Origin of the sequence: Streptomyces sp. BK79 (assembly GCF_044142145.1) — a bacterium.
Lineage (GTDB): Bacteria > Actinomycetota > Actinomycetes > Streptomycetales > Streptomycetaceae > Streptomyces.
Genome location: NZ_JBHVOC010000022.1, coordinates 78,825 through 94,763 on the forward strand (window position 1 = coordinate 78,825; position 15,939 = coordinate 94,763).

11 protein-coding genes are annotated in these 15,939 nt (G+C 71.3%); 1 reads left to right on the forward strand and 10 read right to left on the reverse strand.

The window, feature by feature from the left end; translation table 11 throughout:
- Positions 1 to 9: 9 nt before the first annotated feature.
- The 9 genes from ACFIF2_RS25945 to ACFIF2_RS25985 form a co-directional block, all read right to left on the reverse strand.
- Complete coding sequence (locus tag ACFIF2_RS25945) at positions 10 to 2,811, reverse strand: AAA family ATPase (RefSeq protein ID WP_395575646.1); 2,802 nt, start codon at positions 2,809 to 2,811, stop codon at positions 10 to 12.
- A 304-nt stretch (positions 2,812 to 3,115) separates the two neighbouring features.
- Positions 3,116 to 3,988: an alpha/beta hydrolase gene (locus ACFIF2_RS25950; protein WP_395575647.1), complete on the reverse strand. Its 873-nt coding sequence runs from the start codon at positions 3,986 to 3,988 to the stop codon at positions 3,116 to 3,118.
- A 47-nt stretch (positions 3,989 to 4,035) separates the two neighbouring features.
- Entirely contained in the window at positions 4,036 to 4,914 is an 879-nt protein-coding gene (locus ACFIF2_RS25955) for an alpha/beta fold hydrolase (RefSeq protein WP_395575648.1), read from the reverse strand.
- Between the two features lie 189 nt (positions 4,915 to 5,103).
- Positions 5,104 to 5,631, reverse strand: a complete 528-nt coding sequence (locus tag ACFIF2_RS25960) for a DoxX family protein (protein WP_395575725.1) — start codon at positions 5,629 to 5,631, stop codon at positions 5,104 to 5,106.
- 43 nt (positions 5,632 to 5,674) lie between these two features.
- On the reverse strand, positions 5,675 to 6,337 hold the full coding sequence (locus tag ACFIF2_RS25965; RefSeq protein WP_395575649.1) for a hydrolase: 663 nt from the start codon (positions 6,335 to 6,337) through the stop codon (positions 5,675 to 5,677).
- A gap of 327 nt (positions 6,338 to 6,664) precedes the next feature.
- A complete protein-coding gene (locus tag ACFIF2_RS25970; protein WP_395575650.1) occupies positions 6,665 to 8,569 on the reverse strand; it encodes an amidohydrolase in 1,905 nt (634 codons plus the stop codon).
- A gap of 247 nt (positions 8,570 to 8,816) precedes the next feature.
- The gene (locus ACFIF2_RS25975; RefSeq protein WP_395575651.1) at positions 8,817 to 9,563 is read right to left on the reverse strand and encodes an acetate uptake transporter family protein; all 747 of its coding nucleotides are present in this window, start codon (positions 9,561 to 9,563) and stop codon (positions 8,817 to 8,819) included.
- Between the two features lie 123 nt (positions 9,564 to 9,686).
- Positions 9,687 to 10,655, reverse strand: a complete 969-nt coding sequence (locus ACFIF2_RS25980) for an alpha/beta hydrolase (protein WP_395575652.1) — start codon at positions 10,653 to 10,655, stop codon at positions 9,687 to 9,689.
- Between the two features lie 173 nt (positions 10,656 to 10,828).
- Entirely contained in the window at positions 10,829 to 11,800 is a 972-nt protein-coding gene (locus ACFIF2_RS25985; RefSeq protein ID WP_395575653.1) for an alpha/beta hydrolase, read from the reverse strand.
- A gap of 675 nt (positions 11,801 to 12,475) precedes the next feature.
- Here ACFIF2_RS25985 and ACFIF2_RS25990 point away from each other — a divergent pair.
- Positions 12,476 to 12,970, forward strand: a complete 495-nt coding sequence (locus tag ACFIF2_RS25990) for a helix-turn-helix domain-containing protein (protein ID WP_395575654.1) — start codon at positions 12,476 to 12,478, stop codon at positions 12,968 to 12,970.
- A gap of 3 nt (positions 12,971 to 12,973) precedes the next feature.
- Here ACFIF2_RS25990 and ACFIF2_RS25995 read toward each other — a convergent pair whose 3' ends face one another.
- A complete protein-coding gene (locus ACFIF2_RS25995; protein ID WP_395575655.1) occupies positions 12,974 to 15,691 on the reverse strand; it encodes a BREX system ATP-binding domain-containing protein in 2,718 nt (905 codons plus the stop codon).
- Between the last annotated feature and the right edge of the window lie 248 nt (positions 15,692 to 15,939).

Sequence of the window (15,939 nt, forward strand, 5' to 3'; positions counted from 1 at the left end):
CCGCAGCATTCACTCGCCGCCGAGAAGAGGCCGGCTCGGCCCTCCCGGGGCTCCCTGTCCGCCGACTGAACGGACGGCATGCGCCAGGGCCGAACGCGAGGACACGTTGACCTTGGGAAAGATCTTGTAGAGGTGGGTTCCGATCGTCCGGGGGGAGACGTGCAACCGCTCGGCGATCTGCCCGTTGGTCAGTCCGGACGCCACGAGTCCCGCGATGCGGAGTTCTTGAGGCGTCAGCCGCCATTCCTCCGGCGGGTTGACGCGGGCGACGGCCGACCCGCCGGCCCGCAGCTCCTCCGCCGCCCTGCGGACCCAGGGGCCGGCCCCCAGGTCGCTGAAGTACGCGTGCGCGGCACGGAGCTGCCGACGGGCCTCCTCGAGCCGGTGACCGCGGCGCAGCCACGCTCCGTGATGCAGATGTACCCGGGCGAGTTCGAAGGGCCAGGTACCGGCATCAGGCATGGCGTAGACGGCGTGGCTCGCGGCATCGACCTCGGCGTCGTCGGCCGCCATCGCGGTGGCGGCGGCCAGGACGAAGGCGTGGTGCGGCGCGATCTCCCCCATGCGTGCGTGACGTCCCGCGGCGACGTGAGCGAGCGCTTCGGCTCTGCGCCCGGTGCGCACGGCGGACTCCACCAGGTCGAGGAAGACGTACTGGAAATGGGGTTCCATCGCGGGGAGGGTGCCGGGCCGGGTCAGCGAGGTGGTCAGGGCGAACGCCGTCTCGTCCTCGCCGAGCGTCAGCGCACAGCCGGCGCGCATACTGGTCATCCGCCTCAGGAGGTGGGACTGCCTGTGTTTCCGCGCCCACGGCTCGATCGACGCGATGACCGCTTCCAGCGCGTCCCGCTCACCGCGTCCCGCGTGCACGTATCCCAGAGTCTGGTGGAAGACGTACGCGTGGAACCCGCAGCCACGCTCCCTGGCCGTTCTCTCCCCTTCCCTGGCGGTGGCCAGGCAGTGGTCCCACCGCCCCCGCAGCCAGTCGTCCATGCATGTGGCGATCCCTATGTACGTCTGCGTCAGGTGGGGTGACTGCTGGGCGACACGATGCCAGAGCTGCGTGAGGTCACCTACACAGTCCAGAGCCGCGGCGATCCAGAGCAACTCCCTCGCGTGGAGCATCTCCTGCTCGGGCGGCAGCGCGGCCACGAGAGCGTGCAGACGCTTCGCTCCGCCGTGGCCTCGGCGGGCGGGGTCGCTCCAGACGTCGAAGCACAGGCGTGCTACCGGTCCGAAGCGGTGCAGCTGTTCCCGGAGGGCCTCCCAGAGGGGTTGCTCGTTGAGGCAGGTGGCCGCCAGATGGACGAGGAATCGGACTCCGTCGCGCAGTACGGGGTCCGCCCCGTGGAGTGCGCCGAGCTCCGCGGGAAGGAGCTCGGCGGCTGGCGAGAGGTCGCCCTCGCGCTGGAACCGGAGGTACGCGTGGGTGAAGTTCCACCGGGTCCGGTCCTCCGCAGGGACCCCCGCGGCTTCGGCTTCCGTGAGCAGGCGGGCGGCGACGGCCAGTTGACCGGCGGTGGAGGCGATGTACGCCGCGGTCGTCAGGCGCTTGGCTCCGGTCGTCCGGTCCGAGCTCAGTCGTGCGGCATGCGTGAGGAAGGCGGCGGCCTCGGGGTGGGCGCCCCGCCGCAGGGCACGTTCGGCGAATTGCTCCAGTCGGCGGGCCAGTTCGTCGTCCGCGCCGACGGTCGCCGCAGCCAGATGTGTCAGCCGCCGCTCGTCGTCCGGGGGCAGTACGGCGGCGAGGGCGCGGTGGGCGCGCCGGCGCTCCGCGGCGGTCGCGGTGCGGATCAGGCAGGTTCGTACGAGGGGGTGGGAGAAGGACATCCGGCCGTGATGCAGACGGATCAGTCCGGCGCTCTCGGCGCTTTCCAGTACGGCTGCCGAGGTGGAAGTTCCGGCGGCCGCGGTCGCTTCGACGGCGAGAGTGATGGACCGCTCTTCCTGTCCGGCCAGCGCGCAGAGGAGCAGGAGGTCCCGCGTCGGCTGTGAAAGGGCCTGCAGACGTGTGCCGTAGAGCTTCTCCAGCCGGCTGGTGAGGGGAAGATCCTCTGGCAGGGGCAGCTGTTCGGTGGAGTAGAGGCGGTCCGGGTGAGCGGGCAGTTCTACGAGGGCCAGCGGGTTGCCGGCTGCTTCTCCGACCAGGTGGTCGCGGGCCTGGGCGGTGAGTTCGGGATGGCGCCGGTTCAGTACTTCGACGGCCTCGTCCTCGGTGAGCGGGGGCAGGTCCAGCAGGTGAGCGCCGGTGCTGTCCAAGGCGGGGGAGCCGGGTGCGCGTACGGCCGCGGCCAGGACGACGGGGATCGTGCCCAGCCTGCGCTGGACGAACGCCAGGATCTCCGCGCTGGACGCGTCCACCCATTGCAGGTCGTCGACGACCAGGAGCACGGGCTGTTCCTCGGCCGCCTTGCTCAGCAGCGCGAGGGTCGCGGACGAGGTGGCCAGCCCGCTGCCCGCCGCCCCCTGTCCGGTGCCCAGAGCCGTCCGGAGAGAGCGCCATGAGGGGGACGTCAGCCCGTTGTCGTCGTTCAGGTGCGCCGAGACCAGTCGGTGCAGCGCTGCGAAGGCCAGGTCGCTTTCCTGTTCGGTGCCGGTCACCCTCATGACCCGCATGCCGGAGGCCTCGGCAAAGGCTGCGGCCTCTTCCAGGAGGGCGGTCTTCCCCATGCCGGCCTCACCGCACAGCCAGAAGGCCTGACCCCCGCCCGGCGCGGCGACCATGGCGTCCCGCAGCGCAGTCCATGCCGCGTCACGGCCGACCAGCTTGGTCTCCGCTGAGGCGAGTGTTCTCTCCACGCTGCCGGGCATGTCTTCCGCTCCCTGTGTACCTGACCTCTCGGGTGAGCGGAAGCGCATCGCCTGTACCCCTCTGACCTGCGGTTACCGGTCAAAAGCGCGTACTGGCAGCCTGCTTCCCTCCCACTGGGGGGAGACCCTAGAACCGCTGGTTCGTCCGGGGTGCGGTGATGCAGTGACAGGACAGAGTCCCGCGCACAGGGGACAGAACATGGGAGTCGGGCCGCGCGGAGGAGGCTGCGACGGGCGCGGACATGCGGACGGCCCGGGCATGTTCTGCCCGGGCCGTCCGCATGTGTGGAGAGGGAAGGGAGTGTCAGCCGTTGCCGGGACTGACGTGGCGAAGCACGAACGCCAGCGCGGTGTCGGCGACTTCACGCCACCCGTTGTCGATCGTCAGGGAGTGCCCCCGCCCGGGGATCTCCACGATCTCGGTGACGGCCTCCTGGTTCCGCACCTGCTTCTTGTAGGAGGCGTTCGCGATGGCCCAGGGGACGGTGTGGTCCTTCTCCCCCGAGATGATCAGCAGAGGGCCGCGGTCGGCGGTCAGCGTGTCCACCCGGGTCTCGGCCCACGGATTGAAGTTCGCCACCGCCGCCTGGAAGAGGGGCTCACCGGGCGCCGGCACGGCGAAGTCCCTGTACAGGTCCCGTGCCTCGGCCTCGTCCACGGCGTTGGCGAAGGAGTACCGGAACTGCTCGTAGGTGAGCGGGACGGCCCGGTGGTAGTTGGCCGGGTTGGCCAGGACGGCGCTCGCGGCACGCAGGGACGACAGAGGCAGGGGCAGGACGCCCCGGAAGGGGGCCGGATCGATGGCGACAGACGCCTCGGCCAGGCCCTGGCCGGCGAGAATCTGGGTGATCAGGCCGCCGAAGGAGTGGCCGACCACGACGGGCTTGCGGTGCAGCTTGCGGATCAGGCCGCCGAAGTGCTCGGCGACCTGCCCCACGCTCTTGCCGGCGAAGACCTCGGGATGGGCGTTGGCCTCGTCGACCGTCTCCGGGTCGTCGGGCCAGCCGGGCAGGACGGGCGCGAAGCCGGCCTCGTCGAAGACCCGGGCCCAGCGCTCCCAGCTGGTGGGCAGCAGCCACAGACCGTGCACGAACACGACGGGTACGCGCCCGTCGGCATTGGCGCGTTCGATCTGCTCCAGGTCCCGCGCGTAGGCATGTGAAGGGGTGTGGGACACGTGTCGTCCTTGGGAACGGGCGCCGGTCGGGCGCGATCGGTGAGGGATCAGCGGGTGACGTGGCGGGTGGCGGCCCGGATCACGTTGGCCACCGCGTCGGGCGCGCTGTACAGGGGCAGGTGGGAACTGCGGACCTCGACGGTGTACGAGCCCGCGCGTTCCGCCTGGAAGCGCTGCAGCTGAGGGGGGATGCCCCGGTCCTGCGTCGCGATCAGGTTCCAGGACGGCAACGTCCGCCAGGCGGCCGCGCCGGCTCGGTCGCCGAACGCGGTCGCACTGAGTGGACGTTGGACGGCGGCGAGGGTACGAGCGGTGGTGCTGGGCACGTCGTGGGCGAAGACCTCGTGGAACCTGTCGGTTCTGATGTAGAGATCGAGGCCGGGGGAGCCGTCCGGCGCGGGGGAGGGCACCTGCCTGAGGGACGGGGCCAGCTGGGAGCCGGGGAAGCGGGCGGACAGTTCGCCGAGCACCTCGCCCGTGTCCGGCATGAACGCGGCGATGTAGACGAGTGCCTGGACGTTGGGCGCCTGCGCGGCGGCCTCGGTGATGACGGCCCCGCCGTACGAGTGGCCGGCCAGGACTACGGGCCCCTCGATGCTCGCCAGCACGGCGGCGATACGGTCCGCGTCGTGGCGCAGCCCGCGTAGCGGGTTCGCGGGAGCGATCACGGTGTGTCCGCGGCGCTGGAGACGCTCGATGACCGGGGACCAGCTGGAGGCATCGGCGAAGGCGCCGTGCACGAGCACGAGGGTGGGGTTCTCCGGTCGGCCGTGCCCGCGGTCCGCGCCCGCCGAAGCGGAGGCGGTCGCCGAAGCGGAAGCGGTCGCCGAGGCGGTGGGAGCCGAAGACGCCACGGAGACCGCCGCGGCCGCGGCGACTCCGGCCGCGATCGCCGTCCGCCGTGACACGGTCTGATGACTGGGCATGAGGGTTTCCCTCTCTGGTTCGTGCGTAGGGGAGGTGGGGCGTTCGTTCCGGAGGCGGCGCCGCCCGTGGTGGGAGCCCGCTGCACGCGGAGGATCGCCACGCGTGCAGCGGGAGTCGGGGGTGTGGCGGGCATTCGTGGGCGCAGCGGCCGTGTCGGAGTCCGAGGGGGCGGTGTTGTCAGGTGTGGTTCAGCGGGGCGTTCGGGAGACGTCGGCCGTGCGGCCGGCCGGCGGTACGGGACGGTGCAGCAGGGCGCGGGCGCCGAGCCCGCTGCCCACCCCGACGACGACTGTGACGGCGGCCCACCAGGCGGGCCAGGTCGCGAGGCCCAGGGCCGCGTCGACCGACCAGTGGCCCGGACCGGTGAGGCTGAGGACGATCGGGACGGTGATGAGGACCAGGGGGTACTCGTAGCCGTCGTTCTGCACCCACAGGCCGTGCGGCCACTTGACGGTGAGTGCCACGGTCATCACGCCGACGACACCGGCCGCTGCCAGGGGGGTGAGGGCGCCGGCGGCGAGGAGCAGCCCCGCTCCGAGCTGGCCGCAGCCCGCCGCGAGCGCCGTCAGGGTTCCGCCGCGGAAGCCGTCCTCCCGGAACTCCTTCGCGCCGCCTTCGAGCCCCTTGCCCCCGAGCCGGAAGCTGAGCTTCTGCACTCCGTGGCCGGCGACGAGCAGACCCGTGAGCACCCGCAGGATCAGCAGACCGGTGTCCATCGTCATGCTCCTGAGGTCGTTTCCTGTGAGGGGACGGGACGGGTCAGCCGGCCGCGTTCGGGTTGATCATGGACTGGGCGTAGACGACGCCCATGCCGTAGGCGCCGCCGTGCTCCTTGACCACGTCGAGGGTGGCCGCGTAGGTCTCGCCGCGGGCCCAGTCGCGCTGGAGTTCCAGCAGGACCTGCAGCCAGGTGACGGGGACGGCGCCGGCGGCGGTCATCCGCTGCATGGCGTGCTCGTGGGCCTCCGGGGTGACGCCGGCGGAGGCGTCGGCGACGACGTAGACCTCGTATCCCTGGCTGAGCGCGGACAGGGCGGGCAGCACCAGGCAGACCTCGGTCCACAGGCCCGACAGGATGATCTTGCTGCGGCCGGTGGCCTTGACGGCGTCGACCAGGGCCGGGTCCTCCCAGGCGTTCATCGTGGTGCGGTCCACGACCTCGTGCTTGGGGAAGACCGCCTGCAGCTGCGGCAGGATCGGCCCGGAGAACGACTCTGCTGCGACCGTGGACAGTACGACGGGGACGTCGAAGACGGTGGCCGCCTTGGCCAGGCCGACAGTGGCGTTGATGACGCCCGCGCGGTCCGCGCTGGCCGCTCCGAAGAACATCTGCGGCTGGTGGTCGACGAACAGCATGACCGAGTTGTCGGGGGTCAGGAGATCGGGGCTGGGGGCGGCCTGGACAGTGGTGAAGTCGACCATGACGGTCCTTTCGAAAAGGAAGGGTGACGGATACGGGAGGCGGCACGTGACAGTGGTGAACACAGAGGCTGCGCCCGGCGGCCGGGCGCCGGGCCGGTTCCCCGCGTTCGTCCATGACGTTAGGTCCGCGCACCCCGCCCGGACTTGCCTCTGGGTGGCCTTGCCTGTTCCCGTACTGCACGGCGCCCGATGGGCGGCGCGGCTCGCTCCGCGCACACGCCGAAGGCCCCCGCCGCCGCCGGGGAGGGGGCGGGAGCGGGGGCCTGCGCAGGTGCGCGGTGGCCGGGTGGGGTGGCCGGGAATGACGACGCGTGTGGCGTCGGGGGCTCAGAGGACGAAGCAGGGATCGAATACCTCGGTCGTGGCGGGCCCTTCCGGGGTGAATCCCCGGGCGGCCCGCCACTGGCGGTGCTGTTCCGAGGCCGCCACGGCCTCTGCCAGCCGGTCGGCTTGGCGCGCTCCGGTCACTCCGGGGGGCAGGGTCGCCTGGTAGCCGCCGAAGTACGCCACCGGGCTCCACACGGGGCTGACCGGTGGTAGGGCCTCGTCGAGGCCTTCGAAATCACCCGCTGCGTGGACGAGCCGGCCGCCGACGACGGTCAGGTCCGACTCGATGTGCGGGATGTCGTCGTGGTGGACGGAGAAGTAGTCGTGCGAAAGGACGGCGAAGTCGGCGAAGTAGCCGACCCGGAGCATGCCCTTGACCTTGCTCTCGCCCGTCATGCGCGCGCCTCCGCGGGTGTACAGCTCCAGCGCCGTCTCGCGTGTGAGCAACCGGTCCGGCGGATAGAGGCAGAGGTCGCCCACGGTGCGCCCGGTGACGAGCCAGTGCAGGGCCACCCACGGGTTGTACGACGACACGCGTGTGGCATCGGTACCCGCGGCCACCGGCAGGCCCAGCTCCAGCATCTCCTTGACCGGCGGAGTGTGGGCCGCGGCCTCGGCGCCGTACCGGTCGACGAAGGCCCTGCCCTGGAAGGACATCCGGTTCTGCACGCTGATGGAGCCGCCCAGGGCGGCGATCCGCTCCAGACTGGACCGCGAGACGGTCTCGGCGTGGTCGAAGAGCCAGCGGTTGCCGGAGGGGAAGAGGCCGTCCGCCGCCAGCTTCTCGAAGACCGCCAGGTCGCGGCGGATCGTCTCGTCGTAGGTGGCGTGCAGGCGGAAGCCCCAGCCGTTCTCCATGAGCAGGCGGACGGCCTTCTCGAACTCGCCCTCGTAGCCGGCGGCGAGTTCGGGGCGGGGTTCGGAGAAGTTTTCGAAGTCGGCGGCGGCCCAGGTCAGGTTCTCGCCGGCGCCGTTGAGGCGGAGCCACTCGTCGCCTTCGTCGGGGCGCACGGCCTCGATCCAGCGGCGCAGGTCGTCGAGTTCCTGGCCGGCGGTCTGGGGGAACAGGTGGTAGGCGATCCGCAGCGTCAGCTCCCCGTCCCGGGCCAGTTCGGTCACGGTCCGGTAGTTCTCGGGGAAGTTCTGGAAGCCGCCGGCGGCGTCCACGGCCGAGGTGAGGCCGAATCGGTTCAGCTCACGAAGGAAATGACGGGTGGACGTCTTCTTGTCGTCCTCGCCGAGGGTGGGCGCCGCTGCCAGCGTGGAGTAGAGCACCAGTGCGCTGGGCGCTGCGAGCAGGACTCCCGTCGGTGTCCCGTCACGCCCGCGCACTATCTGTCCGCCGCGGGGGTCGGGGGTGTCGCGGGTGAAGCCCGCGGCACGCACGGCGGACCTGTTCAACAGGGCGGACTGGTACAGGTGGAGGACGAAGACGGGCGTGTCCGGTGCGGCGGCGTTCAGCTCGGCCACCGTCGGCATCCGCCGCTCGGCGAACTGCTCGGCGGTCCAGCCGCCGACCACTCGGATCCACTGTCCCTTCGGGGTACGGCCGGCCTGTTCGCGGAGCATGGCCAGGGCCTGGCGCAGCGAGGGGACGCCGTCCCAGCGCAGTTCCAGTACGTAGTTGAGGCCGCCCCGGATGACGTGCAGGTGGGAATCGTTCAATCCGGGGATGATCCGGCGGCCGAGTGCGTCCACGACGCGGGTGCGCCGTCCGACGTGCCCGGCCACTGTGGCGTCGTCCCCGAGGGAGAGGATCCTGCCGTCGCGGACCGCTATCGCTGCTGCCGCGGGGTGGTCCGGGTCACCGGTGTAGATCTTGGCGTTGCGTACGACGAGGTCGGCTGCGTCGCCGTCCTCAAGGTCCGGGGCGGGTGTGATTCCGCTGACCGGCATGGTTGTCATGGCTCTTGACCCTCGCTTTCGGCGGGAAGGGACGGGAAGCGGGCTCGGAGGAGGCCGCCGGAAAGGTGGGCGAGACGGGTCGGGCGCCACCGGGCCTCGGTCGCCTGCCACCGGACCTCGGGTGCCTGCCACCGGACCTCGGTCGCCTCGGGGCGAGACGGCACGCGCGTCCTGCGCGTGCCGCAGGACCATCGCCAGGAAACGGTCGAGATCGGTCTCGACCTGCTGAGCGGGCCCGCCGACGGGTTCAGAGGGTGCGGCGCACACCGGCCGCGCGTTCGAGGTTGCGCAGCTGGACCGTCAGGTCGCCTTCGACGGCGTGGTGGGCGGGGCCGCTGCGGCCGATGGGCAGTACCTGCTCGCCGCGCATCTCCTCCAGCATCAGCGCGAAGGCCGCGTAGAGCGCGACGGACGCCAGCACGAGGCCGAGCGCGCCGGAGACGACGCCCACCCAGGCGATGCCGGACAGGTTGAAGACCGCCGCCACGGCGAACCGGGGTACGGCCACGCACAGGACGAGCCACAGGGCCCGCTTGGCCTTGGCCACGCTCGCCATGAGGCCGGCGAACACGGTGAAGGCGAGGTTCAGGACGCCCAGTACTTCCGCACCGCCGGGCGGGTCGAACGCGAGGACGAGCGAGGTGGCGAGCCAGGTGCCGGAGAAGCAGGCCATGAGGGTGGCCGCGAGCACGTCCCGGGCGCCGAAGGCCAGGACGCCTACCAGGAGTTGCAGGATGAACGCGGGAAGGATGGTGAAGGCGACGGCCCTGTGCGCGTCCTCGTCGAAGACGCCTAGCTGGAGGCAGCCGACGATGACGGAGGCGATCGCCACGGCGTAGAAACCGAGCGGCATCGGTGAGGCGATCGGACGCAGATGGATGCGGGTCATGCGCCGCAGGTCGGGTTCGTGACGCCGGCCGGCCGGAGCCGCCGGTCCGTCCGGGGGCTGCTCCCCGCCTACCGGACGGCCGGCCGTGTTGTCGGAGGTGGTCATCGCACTGCCTGACTGCTGAGAGGGACGGAGAGTGCGGGGTACGAAGGCACGGAAGGCGTAGGTACCCCGGCCCCGCACCACGACGACGCGGTGCGGGCCCGCGCGTGGGCGAGTGGCGCCGGGTCAGCTCTTCGCGAGGGCGAGGCGCAGGGTCTCGACGGCGAGGGCGATGGCGGACCGGGCGGCGTGGGTGTCGCGGAGGGCGTTCAGCATGACGAAGTCGTGGATGATGCCCTGGTAGCGCACGGCGGTGACGGGGACGCCGGCGGCGCGCAGCTTGTTCGCGTAGGCCTCGCCCTCGTCGCGCAGGACATCCGCCTCGGCGGTGATGATCAGCGCGGGCGGCAGGCCGGTCAGCTGCTCCTGGCTCGCGCGCAGAGGTGACGCGGTGATCTCGGCGCGCTGCTTCTCGTCGGTGGTGTACTGGTCCCAGAACCACTGCATGCCGTCGCGGCGCAGGAAGTAGCCCTCCGCGAACTGGTGGTAGGAGCCGGTGTCGAACGCCGCGTCGGTCACCGGGTAGAAGAGGACCTGCTGACGCAGGGGGAGGCCGCCACGCTCCTTGGCCATCAGGGTGAGCGCCGCGCTCATGTTGCCGCCGACCGAGTCGCCGGCGACCGCGATGCGGGTGGCGTCCAGGCCCTTGGCCGCGCCGTCGGTCACGATCCAGCGGGCGACGGCCCAGTTCTGCTCGATGGCCACCGGGTAGCGGTGCTCCGGCGAGAGGTCGTACTCCGGGAAGACCACGGCGGCGTGGGCCCCCACGGCCAGCTCGCGGACCAGCCGGTCATGGGTGTGGGCGTTGCCGAACACCCAGCCGGCGCCGTGGATGTAGAGGATGACCGGCAGATCGCCCGTCGCACCCGCGGGACGGACGATCCGCGCGCGAACGGTGCCCGCCGACGGCACGGCGACGGTGATCCACTCCTCGTCGACCTCGGGCTTGTGCACGGGGCCGGACTGGACCTCGTCGACGGCCTTGCGTCCGTCGGCCGGGGGGATCTGGAAGAGGAACGGCGGCTGGGCGGTGGCCTCGGCGAAGGCCGCTGCGGCCGGTTCCAGGACGGGGGTGACAGGCGTGTGCTCGGTCATGGCTGAGCCTCTTGTTCAGGAGACGGAAGTACGTGCCGCGCCAGCGTGGTGCGGCACAACGGACGTTAGGGCCGTCTCCCGCGCTTCTGTCGCCGGGCTGTGCACGGGACCTTGTCTCAGGGCGCACGGCATGCGAGGGCCGCCCGTCCCGACCGCGCCCGCGCCCGCCTCGGTCACACGCCTCGGTGCAGCACGACGTGGAGGGTGTCCAGCGCCTGGATGCGGGCCGCTCTCGCCGTGTCGCTGTGTCGCAAGGCATCGAAGAGGATGAACCCGTGGATGGTGCCGTGATAGCGGGCGGAGACGACGGAGACGTCGGCCTCTCTGAGCCGGGCCGCGTACGCTTCGCCCTCGTCGCGCGCGACATCGGCCTCCGCGGTCAGGATGAGGGCGGGAGGCAGCCCGCGCAGTTCGTCCGTCGTGGCTCGCGCCGGTGACGCGGTGATCTCCTCCCGTCGCGCGGCGTCGGGGACGTACCCCTGCCAGAAGTCCCGCATGGCGGCGTCGCCCACGACGTACCCCTGCGCGAAGCGGCGGTACGACGCCGTGCTCATCGAGGCGTCGAGGACAGGGCAGACCAGCACCTGGTGCAGGATGTCCACGCCCCCGCGCTCCTTGGCGAGCAGGGTGAGCGCGGCGGCGAGGTTGGCTCCCGTGGACGCGCCGAAGAGGGCCATGCGGCAGCCGTCGAGCCGCCAGTCAGCCCCCTGTTCGGCGATCCAGCGGGCGACGGTGTAGCTCTGTTCGACGGCCACGGGGTAGGGCGAGGCCGCCGAGCGGTCGTACTCGGGCACCACGACGGCCGCGTCCGCTCCCAGCACCAGGTCCTCCAGCAGCCGCTGGTGCGCGGAGGCGGTGGTGCTCACCCCGCCGAGGCCGTGCAGGTAGAGGATCACCGGCAGGGAGTCCTCGTTTCCGGCCGGACGCAGGATCCGCACGCGGATGCGCTCCCCGCCGCCGCCGGGAAGCGCAAGCCAGTCCTCTTCGACCTCGGGATCGGAGTCCGCCTCGCCGAGGAGCGCCGTCATCGCCCCCGGGACCTCCGGGCCGCGCGCGTCGCCCGGAGGACGAGACAGGTCGAAAGCATCGGCGAAGGTCTGAACCGGCCGTTCGAGTACCGGCTGCGGTTCGGCGGAATGGTCCACGAGAAACTCCTGCGCGAGGGCGCGCCCCCGGGTAGACGGGCAACCGGGCCCACATTACGGCTCCGCTCCGCCCGGGCGGACGGTACGGGTGAACTCACCATGCCGCCCAGTGCACACCTCTTGTCGCAGCCGGACGCGATCCGGACCCCGCGCTCGCGGCGGCACGTGCCGTCCGCTCCCCGCGCGTTTCCGTGACAGTCAGTCGGATGACTTATGTCGTGACGCACGAAGTCCGCAGCATGGACGGAAGAACCGCCTGTCCGTCTCGCTCGCGTCCAGCCCGGGGAGCTCGCCATGCAGCCCGTCCCGTCACCTCCGGACCTCCGACCGGCGCAGCGGCCGCCTTCCCCCACGGGCTCGATACGGGTGCCCGTGCGGGTGCTCGGCGGCTCGCAGCTCGTGAGGACGTGGGACTCGTCCATGGCGCCTGCGGAACGGCGCCGGATCGCGATCTGTGCCCTGATGCCGCCGCGTTCGCCCCTCGGGCAGGGGCTCGACGGGGCTCCCGTTCCCGGCCGACTGTTCCTGGTCGACTCCGCCCGGCCCGTCACCCCGGCCGCGCAGGGGGGTGCGGTGGCGGTGCTGGCCGTGCCTCGACGGCACCTCTTGTGCTCCGACGAGAGTCTCGCGAGGGCGTGCGACCGAACGTACGACGTCACCAGAGGTACGGCCTCCTTGCTGTATCCGCTTCTGCTCACGCTGGCCGAGGCACCGGCGAACCTTGCGGAGTGCACGGTGGCGCGGCTGAGGAACCAGCTGGTGGACCTGGTCGCCGCCCTCGTCACCGAGGCGGTCGAACCGATGCCACCGGAGAACGATCGAGGTCTCGTTCACTCGATACGCGGGTGGGTGAACGACCGGCTGCCCGACCCCGGCCTCCGTCCGGGAACGATCGCGGCGGCCAACTACGTGTCCGTCCGCCGACTGCACAAGCTCTTCACCAGAGAGCGTGGCACGATCAGCTCCTGGATCCAGGAGCGCCGGCTGGAGGAGTGCAGGCGGGAACTCGGGCGTGGTGACGGCGGACCGGTGAAGGTCGGCGCCGTCGCCCAGCGGTGGGGCTTTGCCAACGCCGCACACTTCAGCAGGGCGTTCCGAGCCCGGTACGGCATCTCCCCGAGGGACTGGAGAGCCTTGCGCGCGTCGAAGGACGGCATCGGCGGCTTCTGAATGTCAGCTTTCGTTGAGGGCTTCCGCGAGGCCCGCCCTTGAGGTGATTCCCAGCTTCGGGAAGATGCTGTACAGGTGGGACGCGACCGTGCGCGGGGAGAGCTGCAGCAGCGTGCCGATCTCCTTGTTCGTCAGCCCCTTACCGGCGAGCTCCGCTATGCGCCGTTCCTGGCCGGTCAGCGTTCCCCGGCCGGCGCGGGAAGCGAGGGGTTCGGATTCCCTGGCCGCCAGTTCCTCTTCGCAGCGCCTGGACCACGGTTCCGCGCCCAGGCGCTGGAACGCCTCGTGGGCGAGACGCAGGACGCCCTCGGCTTCCGTTCGGCGCCGACGACGCAGCCATGAGCCATGGGCCAGTCGCAGCCGGGCCATCGTGAAGACCCAGTCCTCCGCTCCTTCGACGGCGTACGCGGCGCGATAGCAGGCGTCCGCCTCGGAGTCGTCCGCGCCAAGGGCCGTAGCCGCAGCCAGGAGGAAGGCGTGGTGAGGGGAGATCTCCGGCATGCACGCGCTGCGGCCGGCCGCGATGTGCGCCCTCGCCTCGTTCATACGCCCGGTCCGCACAGCCGCTTCAACGAAGTCGAAGAACGGCAGGTGGAACCACGGCAGTCCGCGCCGCAGGTCGCCTGCCGGCGTGAGCTGTACCAGGAGGTCGTAGGCGTCCGCGACACGTCCGTGGGCCAGGGCGACAAGCCCTCTGAGGTGGGTGAGATGGTCGGTGACGAAGCACATCCGGGCACGCTCGGCCCGCGGCCGGATGAGTGCCTCCAGGTCGCGCAGTCCCTCCTCGTCGCCCCTGCCCGCCAGGAAGTGGGCGTAGTAGTGGCGGAACAGCAGGGCGTTGCAGTGGTACCCCAGGTCTTCGGCGGCCTTCGCCTCCTGCAGGCAGTTGCGCGCGTTCTCCCAGCGGCCGCGCAGGTAGTCCTGGTAGTAGCGTGCCTTGGCGACGGAACCCTGGGTGGCGTAGGCGTGCTGGCCGGTGAAGCGCCGCCACAGGGTCTCGTCGGCCGCGTCGACCGCTGACGCCGTCCACAGCAACAGCCAGGCCGCACCCGCTTCCTGCTCGGCGTCCATACCGGCCGTCATGGCGTCGAGCTCCAGCCTGACGCCGTGCGCCGTGCGGGCGGGATCGGACCACGCGCGATGACACAGCCGCGCCAGAGGGGAGACGTGGTCGGCGTGCCGGCTCAGGGCACGCCACGCACGCGGGTCGTCGGTGTAGGTCGCGGCGAGCAGAAGCTTGAAGTAGATCTGCTCGGCCAGTTCTCCGAAGCGTTCCTCCGGAGCGCGCGTCAGGGCGTCCAGTGCCTCGGGAAGCAGGAGGAACGACGACTCGAAGTCGATGTGGTGGCTCTGATCGACGTAGACCACCGCATAGGCGAACAGCGGAGCGAAGTCCGCCGGGACGGGACGCTGCCTGAGCTGGTTCACCAGCTTCGCGGTGTGGGCGAGCCGTCCGCCTCGTGCCGCCATGACGGCGGCCCAGACCAGACGGCCCGTGTGGGAGTCGGCCTCCGTGCTCAGGGCGGCCGCGCGGTCCATCAACACCGCCCCCTCGGCGTCTCCGCCTCGGAGGGAGAGTCTTCGCGCGGCTTCCTCCAGCCGCCGGGCGAGGGAGGCGTCGGGCAGGACCGCGGCCAGGGATTCATGCACCACGCGCCGGGGGTCGTCCGGCGCCAGCGATGTCGCCAGGGTCTTGTGGGCATGCCGCTGTTCCCGGGGGGACGCCATGGATATGACGGCACTGCGTACGAGGGGGTGCCGGAACGAGAGCGTTCCGTCGGCGGCCAGGTGTGCCAGACCGCTGCCCTCGAGTTCCGAGATCACGGCTTCCGCTTCGCTGTCCGGCACGGCGCGGTGCCAGCTGCCGGCGCCGTGGACTCCGCCCAGGGCTGTGAGGAGCATGACGCGCGCGGCTTCACGGGACAGCGAGGTGATCCTGTCCGTGAAGAGGCGCTCCAGCCTTCCACTGAGCGGTGTGTGAGCGGGGGCTGGGGCGAGTCCGTCGGAGGGATCGGAGACGCGCCGGGCCGGCAGTTCGAGGAGGGCCAGGGGATTGCCGCGTGCTTCTTCCAGGACCCGCGCGGTATCGGCGGCGGACAGCCCCGGGTGCCGTCGGCGCAACAGTGACGTGGCAGCCTCGGGCTCCAGTGCCTCCACCGGTACGACGCGTGAGGCCCAGCCGCCCGCCGGCGCGCGGTCGTCCCTTCCCGCCCCGACCATCATGACGGGCAGCTCGCCGATCCTCCGGTGCAGGAACTCGAAGACCGCGGCACTGGAGGTGTCCACCCAGTGCAAGTCGTCCACTGTGACCAACAGAGGACGGGTCCGCGCCATCTCGGCGAGCAGGGCCAGCGCCGCCTCGCCCAGCATGACTCCGGCCGGCGGTGTCCCGGCGCCGAGTCCCAGGGCGCATTCCAGAGCGTGCCGCTGCCGGTGCGGCAGGGTGGACGACCGCTCCAACAGCGGCCACACGATCTGGTGGAGGGCACCGAAAGCGAGCTCGGCCTCGGCCATGGCGCCTACCGCGCCCAGAACGTCGAAACCTCGTTCCCGTGCCTGCAACCGCACCCATGTGAGCAACGCCGTCTTGCCGATGCCGGCTTCGCCTCGCAGCATCACCGACGACCCGCCGGAGCCCGTGAGCACCGCATCGACCGTACGGCTCAGAAGTGCCATCTCGGCCTGTCGGCCGACCAGTTCCTCACCCTGCGTCCGCGACACCCGAGCGTCCTCCATGCCACCCCCCTGGACGTGCACCTTACTTGCGGGGGCGGCAGCGCTGACACCCCACACGTTCTTCGAGGCGGAAGCGGTGATCCAGTTTGCTCGATCAACGCTGCGACGCCATGAGGTCAGCGGTTCCCCTTCGCGTACACCGACGTCGCGTCCGCTTGCGCAGGCCTTCTCGCAACACAGTGCACACTGCCCGCGCTTGCCGCCCGCACAGTGCGCTTTGGCACGTCAAATGA